Below are 14,351 nucleotides of genomic sequence, written 5' to 3'. Positions count from 1 at the left end.
CGATGAACCGCTCCCGGAGGAACCATAACACCAAATTAATGTTAGACCATAATCAACAAAAAGCGCTGTAAAGTCAAATACAATTCACATTATCCAGAGCGGGTTTCAGCCTCCGGATTTAACGGGCTGAAAGAACCTGAGACGCAGGGCATTGGTCACAACCGACACCGAACTCATCGCCATGGCAGCACCGGCAATCATCGGATTGAGAGTCGGTCCACCGAAAATATAGAGAACTCCAGCCGCAACGGGGATTCCGACTACATTATAGATGAAGGCCCAGAAAAGATTCTGCCGGATATTGGCCATGGTGACCCTGCTCAGAGAGAGCGCCGTGAGCAAACTCGACAAATCTCCCCGCATCAGGACAATATCCCCTGTCTCGATGGCAACATCAATCCCGGTGCCCATGGCGATCCCGACATCAGCACGGGCAAGGGCCGGTGCGTCATTAATCCCGTCACCAACCATCGCTACCCTGAAGCCCTGCTCCTGAAGACCGGCAACTTTCCCGGCCTTGTCTTCCGGCATCACCTGGGCGATAATATCAGTAATTCCGGCTTCTGCGGCAATGGCCCTGGCGGTCACCTGGTGGTCACCGGTCATCATGATGGATCTCACTCCCATATCTGCGAGGGCTTTCACGGTGGCAGCCGCCTCCGGTTTGATCTGGTCGGCCACCGCGAGCAGGGCGACAAGTATTCCATCAAGGGCCAGATAAAGAGCTGTCTTCCCTTTCCCGGCAAGTTCCGCAGCAGAATCGATAACAGTGACATTGTCGAGCCCCACCACCTGCTTCCGCTCCATCAGTTGCAAATTCCCGAGAAGGAGGTTGTGACCGGAAACAGAAGCGGAAATGCCCATCCCGGTCAGGGCCTCAAAACCTTCAGCCTCTTTGAGCTTCAGCCCTTTTTTTACAGCACCGTTGACAATTGCCTTGGCCAGAGGATGCTCCGACACCTTCTCGACACTTGCAACAAGCTGCAACGCATCTTCCTCGGCAATGGAGTCCGTGAACATGATGAAATCCGTCAACACAGGTTTGCCGTGGGTCAGGGTCCCGGTTTTGTCAAAAACCACCGTGTCGATCTTCTGCGCCTTTTCAAGGGCCTCTCCGCTTTTGACAAGAACCCCGAGTTGCGCCCCCCTGCCGGTGCCGACCATGATCGAGGTTGGCGTAGCAAGTCCCATCGCACAAGGGCAGGCGATCACCATCACCGCAACAAAGATCCGGAGTGAAAATGAAAAATCAGCAGCACCGATAAAATACCACGCAAGCCCGGAACCGACAGCGATCACCATCACGACGGGCACGAAATAGAGGCTGATACGATCAGCTAGATTTGCGATGGGCGCTTTGGTGCCCTGGGCATCCCGCACCATTTTGACAATTCTGGCGAGAACCGTATCCTGGCCGATCTTCTCGGCCCTGATGTGAATCACGCCGTTGTTATTCAATGTGGCGCCGACCACCTTGTCACCGGTTTTTTTATTCACCGGCATACTCTCTCCGGTCAGCATTGATTCATCAACCGTGGAGACCCCCTTAACCACCGCACCGTCAACGGGAATCCTTTCTCCGGGTCTGACAAGCAGGACATCGTTCAGGACAATATCCCCGACCAGTATCTCCTGCAGCTCATCACCTTTAACCAGGGTTGCCTTGTCGGGGGCAAGTTCCATAAGTTGCCGGATCGCGTCCGAAGTCCTTACTTTTGATCTGGCCTCCATGAATTTCCCGAGGGAAACAAGTGAGATAATGACACCGGCAGACTCAAAATAAAGATCTCTCACCTTATTGAAAACATCAATGCCCAGACAGATTTCACCAAAATTCCAGCTGCTGTAGATAAACGCGGCCCCGGTACCCACGGCAATCAGGGAATCCATATTGGGGGCGCCACGAAAAAGGCTCGGGAAACCAACAAGATAAAAACGCCGCCCCAGCCACATCAAGGGGAGAACCAGGAGCAGCTGGACCAGTCCGAAAACAAGGGGCGAGTGAGACGGAGCCATAAACTGAGGCAGGGAAATGCCGACCATCTCCCCCATTGCCACTACAAGTAGAAGTGCGCCAAGGATCAGGGTCGGAACCAGCTCCTTTTGCATGGCAGCAAGTTTTGCAACCGCTTTGTCACCCGATGAAACGGAGATATCCTTCGAACCTAGCGGGTTGGCGGTAAAACCCAGCTTTTGAATACTCTCGATAATCTGTTCAAGGCTGGTATGAGCAGGTGAATAGACCACCCGGCCGCTGGCTGCAGGCAGATTCACTGCAACGGAACTGACCCCGGCCAGGCCTGCGACAACCTTCTCGATCCTTGAAGAACAGGAAGCACAGGACATCCCCTCGATTGACAAGCTGGCTTCCTGAAACTCTTCAGGCATCACCAGCTCAAAACCAAGTCCGGAAATTTTTTCGCTGATTTCCCCGATGTCCGTTTCGGTTTCATCCCAGCGGACATCCAGGGTTTCAGCGGCGAGATTGACACTTGCCGCCTTCACCCCGCTCATGGAGCCGAGAACTTTTTCAATCCTCGCAGAACAGGCTGCACAGTGCATTCCCCTGATATCTGCAACCATCGATTTTATGTTGTTTTCCAGCGAAATATGGTCACTCATATCTACCCCTGTGGCGCGAAAAAACAGTTAAGTATTTTCTTAACAACCTATTGACAATAGTAATAATGAGATAATAATAAACAAGAGAATTTACTATTTCTTTATGGATTTCAGGCGTTTCTGGCTGACAATTTATCGGAAAAGGAGAAAATGATGCCAATTGTAAAAATTAAGGGCATGAGATGCGGCCATTGTGTCGGAGCTGTAACCACGGCCCTGAATGGGCTCAAGGGAATCAAAAACACTGTGGTCAACCTTGAAAAAGGCGAAGCTTCCTACGATGAAGAAAAGCCGGTCAGCAGGGAAGAGATCGCCAAGGCTATCACCGCCATAGGTTTCGAAGTCGAGTAGAAATGGTGATGGCGGGTGACGAGCCTCTTTCCTCTGGGCCAGATAAACATTGAAGCTCCCCGCGGCAGATAAGCGCTAGACTTCGAGCCACGGGGAATGCGTTTCGCGGTGCACGTTCAAAATACAGATTCCCCGGTCGGCCGGATCAAGGCCGGGGAGTCCTTTTTCATGGAGCCTTTTCTGCGCAAATCTCACAGAACCATTCTTACCGCAGCCTGGCTGACGAGGTCTCTGTAAATGGAATTCCGGTCATCCTCACTCTGAACAACTATTTCCAGATTCATGCTCTGAAATTTCCCGCCACTGCTTGCTCTGGAATAAGTAAGCAGCGAGTCCCGTTCTCCAACCACCCGCTGTATCACTTTTTCCAGCTCGGCTCCCTGCCCGCCGATCACCTTGAAATGCCAGGAACATGGATATTCAATATCAGGCTTCGTTTTGCACACGTTACTCTCCACAACCCAACCTCATTGATTTTCAATGCGTACCGGCACTCTTCTCCTGCCCCAGCGCAGGGCCTTGTCATGATCATCCATATACAGATCCAGACGGTCCGGCCCCTTGATGGCTCCCCCTCTGTCTTCAACCATACCCCAGCCATAGCCCGGGACATACATTCTGGTGCCGAACCGATAGTATTTGGTGTCGGCGGCGATCGTCCCGTCTTCGGGCATCAGGAGCCACGGAAAGAAAACAATTCTCACCGGGATCATCCACGGTCTTTGCAGGCTGTCCATCGAGAAAAGCCCGGGGTATGGTTCATGGGGTTCTGTGCCGCTGGCGGTTCTGCCGGTGTAAGTCCGGCCTTTCCTTCTTCCTTCGCTGACATACCTGTTCCAGAAATCAAGTTTCAGAAATTTCCAGCTGCCCCGTTCCCAGCTGCAACAATCGCCGCAGCCACAGTATGCGGTTGTAATCATTGGCCTGGAAACCGGTCTGGCGGCACAGCCTGAAAGAAACAGCAGGATCATAAGCGTGAATATGATCAAAGAGCTGTTCATCATCTCTCCAAGGCGGCAAGGCTCTAAAAAGGAGGCGGAGCCAATATCCACCCTTTCACTTTTCACTGCAGACATCATCAATCACTGCCGGACGCCGCCATTTAAAAATCCCATAGAGAGACAGGGCCAGGTAGATCGAAAAGAGGGTTGACTCTGCCAGCATCCCTTTTGAAGCGAAACAAATAATCCAGCCGATATTCGCCAGAGACCAGATCACCCAGCTTGCCACTTTCTTCTGTATGTTGAACCAGCATCCCAGCAGACTGAGAGCGGTCAATGACCATTCGAACAATTTTTTACCTCACGAAATTTTACTTTTAATATCAATATATTAGATTAAAAAAAATCTCCAAAAACAGCATCTGCAGGTCGGGACAATTTACTTGACAGAAGGGAAACAATTAATTTATGGATAAAGAGAACTCAAGATAAATGTTTGACCTTCTCATACCAGCTATTTCTGGTTTTTTCTTTAATTTTTGTTAGCTCAAAACGCACCGGACTCTTGGGGGAGAGATCTTATTTCCGGAATTTTCCGGCTTTTTCTCCCTACTGGACCCGTGCCTGTTGATTTTTGTGAATCAGTAAATCCATTCATCAGATAAGGAAAGCATCATGAAAAACTTGATCACCCCGGTCCTTCTTGCCATGGTTGCGACACTCGTCCTGACCCTTCCTGCTGCTGCGAAATGCACAGATGGCGACTGTAAGAATGGCTTGGGAACCCTGGTTTTTGATAGTAACGCAAAATATGTCGGTTCATTCAAGGACGGAAAGCTTGAGGGGCAAGGAACCCTGGAATATTCAAATGGCGATAAATATGCCGGAGAATTCAAGGATGACCATTTCCACGGTTCAGGTTCCTATATCTCCTCCGATGGGAGCAAATACGAGGGAGAATGGATTGACAGCAAAAGGCATGGCAACGGAACCCAGACTTTTGCTGACGGCAAACAGTATATCGGGCAGTTCGACCAGGACCGGAAGCAGGGAAAAGGCAGCCTTAAATTCACAGACGGCACCACCTATGAAGGTGAATTCATCGCCGATGTCGCCCATGGCCAGGGAGTCCTGACTTCTCCAAAAGGAGACAAATACACCGGCCGGTTCGAGAACGGCCTGCCCAACGGCGAGGGCACCATGTTGTATTCCAACGGCAGCAGTTATACCGGAAACTGGCAGAACAACGTCCCCAACGGCCAAGGAACCTATACCTACCCTGACGGTAAAAAAATCAAAGGTTTCTTTCGCGACGGCAACTACGTTGGAGAATAAAACCCTTGCCTTGCCGGACCATTGAACATGCACAACGAAACGCATTCCCCGCAGCTCGAGGGAAGCGACTGCAAGGAGACTCGGAGTGTCGCAGATAAGCGCAAGACTTCGAGCTCCCCTTACCGGAGTCTCACGCTGTTCGCTATCTGCTGCGTGATTAGTGAACGAATCTGATGCAAGCAACCTTCCATCCGGAGATTCCCCGTGGCTCGAAGTCCAGCGCTTTTCTGCCGCGGGGAGCTTCAAATAAACCGACAGATCAGCGCAACCTCATCAGAGGTTGCGTTTTTTTGTTTTTTTCTCTTTCTTGCATTGCCACCGGCAGCAATTTCATTTATGAATTCTTACTACACCGATGAAATTTACCATCCAAATCACCACCTGTATCTACACACTGATCCATGACTGATCTCAAAACCTTAGGCAAGTACACAATCCAATCGATCCTTGGTCAGGGCGCCATGGGGGTTGTCTACAAGGGTTTTGACCCACATATCGAGCGCACGGTGGCAATCAAAACCATCCGTATTGACTCCTTCGATCCTAAAGAACTCGAACCGCTGCTGGCCCGTTTCAAAAGGGAGGCTCAGGCGGCCGGTCGTCTGACCCATCCTTCCATTGTAACCGTTTACGAATATGGCGAAGAGGACAACACCGCCTTTATTGCAATGGAATTTGTCCACGGGCGCGAACTCAAGGAGTTCCTTGACAACAACGAACGCTTTCCTCTTGGCACAACCCTCTCCATCACCAACCAGCTTCTGGACGCCCTCGCCTATTCCCACAATCAGGGCGTGGTTCATCGGGATATCAAACCGGGGAATATTCTGGTTCTGGAAGATGGCCACATCAAGATAACCGATTTCGGTATTGCCCGGATCGAATCATCGAATCTGACCCAGTTCGGTGATGTCATGGGAACTCCCTCCTATATGTCCCCGGAGCAGTTCATGGGGCAACAGGTCGACAAAAGATCCGATATCTTTTCGGCCGGGGTTATTCTTTACCATCTTCTCACCGGTGAGAAACCCTTTCCCGGCAATTCAATGGCCACCATCATGCACCGCGCCCTGAACACTGACCCGCCAAGGGTCTCTGAACTTAACTTCCAGGTGCCGCCAAGTTTTGACTCCATCGTCTACAAAGCCCTGGCTAAAAATCCGAACGATCGTTTCCAGGATGCAGAAGAATTTGCAGCCGCCCTCAACAATGCCGGACTTGCCGGCGATGGCGTTTCATCCCTGACCGGCTCCCACCCGGTTATACCGGTTACCCGCGACGAAAAGACAATTCAACTCCATGGCGACAGACCGCCGGTCGCGGCAAAGCCAGGAACAGAGACTATTCTCTATCGCCGCGGGCGGAGCTGGGCATTGACTCTTCTCGTCCTGATCATTCTCGGTGCCGGCAGTTTCATGGTCTGGAAAATCTACACGGAAAAACTCTCGGCAGACGACCTGCAACTCCTGATCACTGAACAATACGAGGCCGTCCTCTCCCTCGTCGGCAGAACAAACAGCGACGCCCCGATTCAGGAGATCACCCAGTCCAGCAAGAAAAAACCATTGGCTGAAAACGATACGGCTTCATATGGGCAGGAAGAGGGAAAACCCGGCAAAACGGCCCCGATTAAAGTCTCCGCCCCTGCCAGCCCGGCCCCGGAGGTTGACAGACAGATTCCAGGAAAAGGAGAGCCGCCCCCTGCGAATCTGGCCTCTCCGGCAACCCAGCCCATAAACCAGATAGCGCAAAAGCCGGCCGCGACGCCTCCGATTGAAGAAACGCCCCAACCTGTCACCAGAAGAGCTGCCCCGGGAAGAATTCTGAAAGAAAGCGAGTGGTGAAATTTTCGGATTTACTGAACAGGAACCGCTTTACATCGCCAGGAGCTTTTCATTGCTCAGCAACCGGATCCCCGCCCTGCTCAGCAGCTTCGAGGCTTGATCAATGTCTGCAAAACCCAGAACCACAATCGCCTTATCACCTCTTCTCTGGGAAAAAGCATAGAGACGCTGGATATAAAGACCTGTTTTTTTAACGGTGAGGAGAATCTGGGCAAGTCCGCCAGGCTTATCAGGTGTTTCAGCGACAATAACCTGAGAACAACTGACCTCGATGCCGTTCTTCGCCAGGATGACAACCGCGCTTTCCGTATCATTGACGATCATCTGCAGATTCCTTCTGTCGGAAGTGCCGTGATCTGCAAGGGAGCAGGCCAGGATATTTATCCCGTTTTCCGCAAGCAGGGCCGCAACATCGGCCACCCTTCCCTGCACATTCTCCAATACAGCGGTAATCTCATCAACCTGCATCATTGACTCCTGCCAGTCAAACCATCCACAGAAGATCTCCCGCCGATACAGAAAACCGGGAGCAGATAACGGATTTTACACTATCCGGAGAACATTTGTCGCCTGATTTCTGGAGCCACCGAGCGGAGTCGAACCGCTGACCTACTGATTACGAATCAGTTGCTCTACCAACTGAGCTACGGTGGCTTCATGATTTCAGGGAGCCATGAGTTTTCCGCCGCAATCGGCTGCAGAGTGTCTTCCGACGGGAAAAGCCAACGAAAAATTCAACTCCGCGAACACACAGCATCACCACCTTCCGGGAAGAGATTGGTTCACTCCCGAATCGTGTGTTCTGCTAGTAGCAGTTTTATAAATAACTGTCAAGCCGGATGGAGAACAGAAGTATCCAGTCATTTACACAAAGAGTCCCCGGCAGTATAATTGTTCGGGCAATGAAGTATTGCAACCCGCTATCATCTCCATTTATCCAGAACCGGAGTCCGGATCATGAAAAACGCTCCACCCGCAAATATCCTGATTGTCGATGATGATGATTCCCATCGCTACATGCTCGCCGCCATGCTCAAAGAGTGGGGCTGGGTCACCAGTGAAGCAGACGACGGCAGCATCGCAGTGGAGCTGGTGATCGAAAGACCCTTCGATGCGATCCTGATGGATGTCCGAATGGCCGGAATGGACGGCATGGAAGCGCTGGAAAAGATCCATCATCACAACCCCGCCATTCCGGTGGTAATCATGACGGCCTACTCTTCGGTTGATGCCGCAGTTGAAGCGATAAAAATCGGCGCCCATGATTACCTGACCAAACCTCTCGATTTCGACCGACTGCGCCTGACCCTCGACAAGGCGCTGGAACACAAGCAGGTATTCGAGAACCGAATGCATCCTGCAGAGAGCAGGAAACTCTCCGCCGCCAATACCGGCATCATCGGTGAATCTGCAGAAATGGATGAACTGATTGATATGATCGCCCAGGTTGCGCCCACCGAAGCGACGGTCCTGATCGGCGGTGAATCGGGGACCGGCAAGGAGCTCGTCGCAGCGGCCCTCCACAAGTTCAGTCACCGAAAAAACGGCCCCTTCGTCCGGGTCAATTGTGCGGCACTGGTCGAAAACCTTCTTGAGTCGGAACTGTTCGGCCATGAAAAGGGAGCCTTTACCGGGGCCGACAAACGTCGTGAGGGCAAATTCTTCCAGGCCGATGGCGGCACCATCTTTCTCGACGAGATCGGCGAAACCTCTCCTGCGATGCAGGCAAAACTGCTGCGCGTTCTCCAGGAAAACGAGATCCAGCGGGTCGGCAGTGACAGTATTATCAAAGTGAATGTGCGAGTCATTGCCGCCAGCAACAAGGTCCTGGAAGAGGAGGTATCACGAAACACCTTTCGTGAAGACCTTTACTACAGACTCAATGTGGTAAATCTACAGGTTCCTCCTCTTCGGGAACGTCGTGACGATATCGCTCCGCTCACCCGTTATTTCGCAGAAAAATTTGCCCGCAACAATAACCGGACGCTGGCCGGCATCACCCCGGGCTGTATGGACATGATGCTTCATTATCCCTGGCCCGGTAATGTGCGGGAACTCGAGAATGCCGTTGAAAGGGGGATCATTCTGATGCGGGGAGATTATCTCGATGAAGAATCGCTGCCCATGACGATCCGCAACTGGATCAATCGCAATCGCATCGAAACCCCGGCCGGGTCGGAACAGGTCCCCGAAACCCTTGAAGGCGCGGAAAGAATGGTGATTGCCCAAACCCTTGCCGCGGTCGGCTGGAATAAGAGCGAAGCGGCGAGGAGACTCAATATTACCCGAAAAACCCTGCAGAGCAAGCTGAGTAAATACGCCATAAAACAGGATTGATCCCCCCTGCTGATCGAAAATTAGCATTTGACTTGCCGACTGATCTTTCGATAGCATTCAATTGTTCTCTTTATTTCAAAATGTGACAGAATTCTCAACACCTCTCCGACTACGAACTTCGGGGAGAGACGCACAGGGGCGTGCAGATGTCGATTCCAGCAGAACCCCGGCAGATCAGGGTCTACGGCCACAACCTGACTTATTACCGCGCCGGGAGAGGCAGCACGGTACTTCTGGTCCACGGGATAACCACCTATTCCTTCATCTGGAGAAATATCTTTCCCTCCCTGGCAGAACATTACGATGTCATCGCCGTCGACCTTCTGGGATGCGGTCAGAGGATTTGTGAAAATGATCGGCAGGCTGATCGGGGAGGACATCAAAATCAATCTTGCGCCGGCAGACTCGCCCGGCAATTTCATGGGAGACGCCGGAAAGCTTGAACAGATCCTGATGAATCTTGCGGTCAATGCCAGGGATGCCATACCGAACGGTGGCGAAATCACCATCTCAACCCGGACCGTTGACCTCCCCGAGATACTGACTGACGCTGCGGTCGATCTTGAAAATCATACGGGAAAATATGCCCTCCTGGAATTCTCCGACAACGGTTCGGGAATTCCTGAAGAATTATGCGACAAAATCTTCGAGCCTTTTTACACCACCAAGGAGATCGGACACGGCACAGGCCTCGGACTCGCCACTACCTACGGCATCACCCGTCAGCACCACGGGCAGATTAACCGTTACGAGCAAACCAGGAAACGGCGCAACATTCAGAATATATCTTCCCGAGGTTTCCACTCCCATTGAAGAAGAGTTTTCACGGCCACCCCCTGCCCTTCCCTGTGGAAAGGAGACCATTCTTCTTGTGGAAGACGATCACCATATACGGGAGATGCTTAATAATTCACTGACCAGAATCGGTTACACCGTCCATACCGCCGGCAATGGGCGGGAAGGATTCGATCTAGCACATCAACACGCGGGGAAAATCGATCTGCTGCTGACGGATGTGATTATGCCGCTCATGAACGGCCATGATCCGGCGCTTGCCCTGCAGGATGATTCCGGACCTGAAAATCATCTTCATGTCCGGCTACACCAACGACATTATAAACAAGCATGGCCTGCTTGAAGATGGTATAAATTATATGCTGAAACCCATATCCTACCAGGATCTGGCCACCAAAATCCGGGCCGTTCTTGATGGAAATTGACCCCACAAATCCCAGGTCATGAAAGCGTATTGATTTGAAATTCCTTTCACTTATATTCGTCTACCTCGGCGCGATACTGCTGTTCGCAAGCCTGTTCCCCACCCGCAGGCTCTGCCGGCAGGACCATCCGGGCACCTTCGTCTGGCGCATCCTGGGAATCCTGATCCTGCTGTTTATCGGCGGATATGGCTTGTACGGGTCCTTGATCCTAAAAACCGGAGAACTGCAATCGATCCATGTGATCGTGTCACTAATTATGTTCGGCGGCGGGGTCTTTGTCGCTGCGGTCGTAAGACAGACCCAGTCCGCCATCAATCACATCCTCAGAATGGCCGAGCAGGAAAAGTACCGGGCCCTCCACGACGACCTCACCGACCTGCCCAACCGCACCCTCCTGCAGGACAGAATCGACCAGCTGGTCCTCCTTTCCGAAAGATCGGAACATACCTTCACCATCTTCCTCATCGACCTGGACAACTTCAAAGAGATCAACGATGCGCTGGGGCATTTCTATGGCGACTATCTTCTGCAGCAAGTCTCGGAAAGACTGAGCAAGGCTGTCAGAAAATGTGACACCCTCGCCCGCTGGGGCGGTGACAAATTTGCGCTTCTTCTCCCAGATACCAGTGTCGAGGAAGCGGAAGCAGTCTCGATGAAAATAACCGAAATCATTACCCCGCCCTTCCAGGTTGAGGGCAACAACCTGGCCGTGGGGGTCAACATCGGCATCGTCACCTATCCGGAACATGGCCAGGATACCGGAACCCTGCTCCAGCACGCCGACATCGCCATGTACGAGGCCAAACGCAACCAGGTGAACTACTGCCTGTTCAATCCGGAAAAAAACAGGACCACCTGGGACCGTCTCATCCTGATGGGTGAGCTGCGAAAAGCGATCGAAAGCGGTCACCTCATCCTCCATTTTCAGCCGCAGATCTCAGTCCTGGACGGCAGGTTGAGCGGCATTGAGGCTTTGGTCCGCTGGCAGCACGAGAAAAAAGGGCTGATCCAGCCCGATGAATTCATCTCGCTTATCGAACAGTCCGGCCTCTCCAAACCGCTCACAAATTTTGTACTCGACAAGGCGCTCGAACACTACTCCCTGTGGCGGGAAAGTGCGATGAAGACCGGGATTTCCATCAACATTTCGGTAAAGAATCTGCACGACTTCGATTTTCCCGGCCAGGTCAAGGCGACACTGGATAAATGGGGGATCGAGCCCGACAGGCTGACTCTGGAAATAACCGAAAGCAGCATCATGGCCGACCCTGGAAGAGTGGCCCTGGTCGTGGAGAGTTTGAAGAAACTCGGTGTTCGCCTCGCCATCGACGATTTCGGTACAGGGTACTCTTCTCTCCAGTATCTGCGCCAGTTCCCGGCCAGGGAAATAAAAATAGATAAATCTTTTGTGACTGATATGCTGTCCAACGAAGACAATGCGGTCATTGTCAAATCAACCATTGATATGGCACATAATATCGGCAGACAGGTGGTCGCCGAAGGAGTTGAAGATCACGAGACAGGGGTCCTTTTAAAAAGACTCGGCTGCGATTACCTGCAGGGATTCCACATCAGCCATCCCCTGCCGCCGGACGACCTTTTTCTCTGGTACGAAAAACAAAAGGACAAACAAAAAAATGGCGCCTGATACAAATTGGATCCACCTGCGGGAGACAGCGAGCCGAGGGAGAAATTGCTCACCGGAAACGCGTGATTAACGAACACCTGGCTCCATTGAGGGTTTAAAACCTATCGCTTTCCATGTAGAGACAAGAGGTTCTGGGTATGACCCGTCAACAGAAAAGCAAGCAGCTTGAAGATCAGAGTGAAGCGTCAATGGAAAAGAAGAAGTTGGTCCCTCCGCCGGATGCCGGCTCGGCCCAGGCAGCGCCGTTATGCTTCTCGGCAATCTCCCTCACAATGGCAAGGCCCATCCCCGTACCTGTGTGAGTTGCCGCTTTTCTGCTGCGGCTGAACAGTTCAAAGATCGACTCCTTCTCGTCGTCACCCACCCCGGCCCCATCATCATGAACAAAAAAGGTATGGCATGAATCTGAAGTCCTGCAGCTGAGGGTGATCCTGGAAAGCGCCTCACCGCCATATTTGAGAGAATTATCGACAAAATTCCGGAACACTCTGGTCAGTGCAAGCTTGTCGGCCCTTACGGTAGTCCGATCGGATTCGGTGCCCCAGGAGATACCTCTCCTTTCAAACTCCGCAGCAAAATCCCGGCGGATCGATTCAAACAGTTTCTCCAGTGGAACATCTTCGATAACAATCGGGTTTTCCTTGGCCTTGATAAAAAGATTGATGTTATCCACCAGGCACAGCAACTGTTCGGATGAATCTTTCACCTGCCTGCAGATGTCCGCCACTTTTTCACGATTGCCCTCCAGATACCTCTTTTCAAGGAGAGAGGTCAGACCGTTGATCGCGATGGCCGGTGTCTTGAGATCGTGGGAAACTGAATAGGCAAAAATCTTGATCTTTTCGGCATAGGCGCGTACGGCCTCTTCCGCCAGCCGGTGTTCCTCAACCTTAACACCAAGCAGCCTGTTCGCCTCTTTCAGGTCCTTGGTCCGCTCATCAATGAGTACATGAAGTTGCAGCTGGTGTTTTTTCAGCTCTTCTTCAGCCATGATTCTTACTGCGATCTCATTTCTGAGATCGTTTCGCATTTGCTGTTCCCTGGTGACCCTCTGCAGTTTGGCCTGAAGCTCGTCCATATCAATAGGTTTCTCGATAAAATCAACACCGCCTTCCTTAATGACATCGGTATAGCTGTACCTTCGCCCGTAGCCGGTCATCACGATCACATCGGTCTCCGGATAATTCTCGCGACAGTGGACGATAAGCTCCATCCCCCCCATTTCAGGCATGACCATATCAGTGAGAACCACATCAACCCGTTCTTTTTCCAGAATGCGTACCGCAGCGAGACCATCAGTACATTTCAGACATTGATAGCCGAAACCTTCTATCATCCTGAACAAAAGATTCAGGAGGCTCACCTCATCATCGACAATCAGCACCCGTCCCCTGGGAGGCACGGGTAAACTACCTTCTTTCATGCCGATTCCCTCACAACTGCCCTCTTAACTTTCACGCGACAAAGAAAAAGAGCATTTCTTCATCGCAAACAGGGAGAACCTGAAATGGTGTAGGTAAAGACCTACAGACCGTAGGGCTTTTCCCGCAAAATTATCAGCACCCAACTGATGGACAATGATATTATAAATCAATATTATGGTATAGTTTAACTTAAAGTTTGAGCCTGAGAAAAAATTATTAAACGGGGGAGAGCCGGTGAATAAAACCAAGGTGAGGACGATCCTGATCGTCGACGACGATGTGGATATTTTAAATATTGCATCAGAGTGCCTTGAGCATCTGGGGCATAAAATCCTGGTGGCCGAAAACGGTGTTGAGGCTCTGGAGGTTGCGAGAAAAAACGGAGAGCCCATCGATCTGCTTCTGACTGATGTGATCATGCCGAAGATGAACGGGGTTGAACTGGCCGAGAATTTAATTGAAAAATCATCCTCGACCAAGGTGATCTTCATGTCGGGATATCTCAGGCCTTCAATGAACGGCGGCCAGACCATCCCGGATTACGAAAAAGGATTTGTCATGAAACCTTTTTCGGGAAAGACTCTCTCCAGCCATGTCAAAGAGGTCCTGGAAGAAAACTAGGCGTACCA

The 14,351-nt window shown here is 51.6% G+C and carries 15 protein-coding genes and 1 tRNA gene; 9 read left to right on the top strand and 7 right to left on the bottom strand.

The genetic code is table 11. The annotated features are described in order from the left end of the window. Positions 1 to 105 precede the first annotated feature (105 nt). Entirely contained in the window at positions 106 to 2,562 is a 2,457-nt protein-coding gene (locus KKG35_11350; protein MBU1738722.1) for a heavy metal translocating P-type ATPase, read from the bottom strand. Positions 2,563 to 2,775: 213 nt separating this feature from the next. On the opposite strand from KKG35_11350, the gene KKG35_11345 reads away from it, so the two are divergent. After that, on the top strand, positions 2,776 to 2,973 hold the full coding sequence (locus tag KKG35_11345) for a cation transporter (protein MBU1738721.1): 198 nt from the start codon (positions 2,776 to 2,778) through the stop codon (positions 2,971 to 2,973). 191 nt (positions 2,974 to 3,164) lie between these two features. On the opposite strand, the gene KKG35_11340 is transcribed toward KKG35_11345, so the two are convergent. The 3 genes from KKG35_11340 to KKG35_11330 form a co-directional block, all read right to left on the bottom strand. Then, positions 3,165 to 3,419: a DUF493 domain-containing protein gene (locus tag KKG35_11340; protein ID MBU1738720.1), complete on the bottom strand. Its 255-nt coding sequence runs from the start codon at positions 3,417 to 3,419 to the stop codon at positions 3,165 to 3,167. A gap of 21 nt (positions 3,420 to 3,440) precedes the next feature. After that, complete coding sequence (locus tag KKG35_11335) at positions 3,441 to 3,893, bottom strand: 3D domain-containing protein (GenBank protein ID MBU1738719.1); 453 nt, start codon at positions 3,891 to 3,893, stop codon at positions 3,441 to 3,443. A 136-nt stretch (positions 3,894 to 4,029) separates the two neighbouring features. Beyond that, positions 4,030 to 4,266, bottom strand: a complete 237-nt coding sequence (locus KKG35_11330) for a nicotinamide mononucleotide transporter family protein (GenBank protein ID MBU1738718.1) — start codon at positions 4,264 to 4,266, stop codon at positions 4,030 to 4,032. A 323-nt stretch (positions 4,267 to 4,589) separates the two neighbouring features. Between KKG35_11330 and KKG35_11325 the strand changes: the two genes are divergently transcribed. Together KKG35_11325 and KKG35_11320 are read left to right on the top strand one after the other, a co-directional pair. Further along, positions 4,590 to 5,249 (top strand): molecular chaperone Tir, encoded by a 660-nt coding sequence (locus tag KKG35_11325; GenBank protein MBU1738717.1) that lies wholly within the window; start codon positions 4,590 to 4,592, stop codon positions 5,247 to 5,249. Positions 5,250 to 5,650: 401 nt separating this feature from the next. Then, a complete protein-coding gene (locus KKG35_11320) occupies positions 5,651 to 7,093 on the top strand; it encodes a protein kinase (protein MBU1738716.1) in 1,443 nt (480 codons plus the stop codon). Positions 7,094 to 7,123: 30 nt separating this feature from the next. Here the strand turns inward: KKG35_11320 and KKG35_11315 are convergent, their stop codons facing one another. Further along, positions 7,124 to 7,564: an amino acid-binding protein gene (locus KKG35_11315; GenBank protein MBU1738715.1), complete on the bottom strand. Its 441-nt coding sequence runs from the start codon at positions 7,562 to 7,564 to the stop codon at positions 7,124 to 7,126. A 107-nt stretch (positions 7,565 to 7,671) separates the two neighbouring features. Next, a tRNA-Thr gene (locus KKG35_11310) sits at positions 7,672 to 7,747 on the bottom strand. Positions 7,748 to 8,050: 303 nt separating this feature from the next. Here KKG35_11310 and KKG35_11305 point away from each other — a divergent pair. The 5 genes from KKG35_11305 (at position 8,051) to KKG35_11285 (ending at position 12,298) form a co-directional block, all read left to right on the top strand. Then, a complete protein-coding gene (locus KKG35_11305) occupies positions 8,051 to 9,430 on the top strand; it encodes a sigma-54 dependent transcriptional regulator (GenBank protein MBU1738714.1) in 1,380 nt (459 codons plus the stop codon). Between the two features lie 146 nt (positions 9,431 to 9,576). Continuing rightward, on the top strand, positions 9,577 to 9,873 hold the full coding sequence (locus KKG35_11300) for an alpha/beta fold hydrolase (GenBank protein ID MBU1738713.1): 297 nt from the start codon (positions 9,577 to 9,579) through the stop codon (positions 9,871 to 9,873). Further along, positions 9,782 to 10,243 (top strand): hypothetical protein, encoded by a 462-nt coding sequence (locus KKG35_11295; GenBank protein ID MBU1738712.1) that lies wholly within the window; start codon positions 9,782 to 9,784, stop codon positions 10,241 to 10,243. Before KKG35_11300 ends, KKG35_11295 begins: the two co-directional genes overlap by 92 nt. Before the next feature lie 58 nt (positions 10,244 to 10,301). Then, on the top strand, positions 10,302 to 10,568 hold the full coding sequence (locus KKG35_11290; protein MBU1738711.1) for a response regulator: 267 nt from the start codon (positions 10,302 to 10,304) through the stop codon (positions 10,566 to 10,568). Between the two features lie 116 nt (positions 10,569 to 10,684). Further along, positions 10,685 to 12,298, top strand: a complete 1,614-nt coding sequence (locus tag KKG35_11285; GenBank protein MBU1738710.1) for an EAL domain-containing protein — start codon at positions 10,685 to 10,687, stop codon at positions 12,296 to 12,298. A gap of 172 nt (positions 12,299 to 12,470) precedes the next feature. On the opposite strand, the gene KKG35_11280 is transcribed toward KKG35_11285, so the two are convergent. Next, on the bottom strand, positions 12,471 to 13,721 hold the full coding sequence (locus KKG35_11280) for a response regulator (protein ID MBU1738709.1): 1,251 nt from the start codon (positions 13,719 to 13,721) through the stop codon (positions 12,471 to 12,473). Between the two features lie 235 nt (positions 13,722 to 13,956). Here KKG35_11280 and KKG35_11275 point away from each other — a divergent pair, with 235 nt between their 5' ends. Then, entirely contained in the window at positions 13,957 to 14,343 is a 387-nt protein-coding gene (locus KKG35_11275; GenBank protein MBU1738708.1) for a response regulator, read from the top strand. Positions 14,344 to 14,351 lie beyond the last annotated feature (8 nt).

This window comes from Pseudomonadota bacterium, from assembly GCA_018823285.1.
GTDB lineage: Bacteria > Desulfobacterota > Desulfobulbia > Desulfobulbales > JAGXFP01 > JAHJIQ01.
Note: the sequence above shows the minus strand (reverse complement) of the source record. Positions and strands in the feature narration are given on the sequence as shown.

Excerpts from the sequence above, each read along its gene's own strand:
- KKG35_11350 (MBU1738722.1), bottom strand. The coding sequence starts at position 2,562 with ATGCACTGTGCAGCCTGTTCTGCGAGGATTGAAAAAGTTCTCGGCTCC.
- KKG35_11345 (MBU1738721.1), top strand. The coding sequence starts at position 2,776 with ATGCCAATTGTAAAAATTAAGGGCATGAGATGCGGCCATTGTGTCGGA.
- KKG35_11335 (MBU1738719.1), bottom strand. The coding sequence starts at position 3,893 with ATGATTACAACCGCATACTGTGGCTGCGGCGATTGTTGCAGCTGGGAA.
- KKG35_11325 (MBU1738717.1), top strand. The coding sequence starts at position 4,590 with ATGAAAAACTTGATCACCCCGGTCCTTCTTGCCATGGTTGCGACACTC.
- KKG35_11320 (MBU1738716.1), top strand. The coding sequence starts at position 5,651 with ATGACTGATCTCAAAACCTTAGGCAAGTACACAATCCAATCGATCCTT.
- KKG35_11315 (MBU1738715.1), bottom strand. The coding sequence starts at position 7,564 with ATGATGCAGGTTGATGAGATTACCGCTGTATTGGAGAATGTGCAGGGA.
- KKG35_11305 (MBU1738714.1), top strand. The coding sequence starts at position 8,051 with ATGAAAAACGCTCCACCCGCAAATATCCTGATTGTCGATGATGATGAT.
- KKG35_11300 (MBU1738713.1), top strand. The coding sequence starts at position 9,577 with ATGTCGATTCCAGCAGAACCCCGGCAGATCAGGGTCTACGGCCACAAC.
- KKG35_11295 (MBU1738712.1), top strand. The coding sequence starts at position 9,782 with ATGATCGGCAGGCTGATCGGGGAGGACATCAAAATCAATCTTGCGCCG.
- KKG35_11280 (MBU1738709.1), bottom strand. The coding sequence starts at position 13,721 with ATGAAAGAAGGTAGTTTACCCGTGCCTCCCAGGGGACGGGTGCTGATT.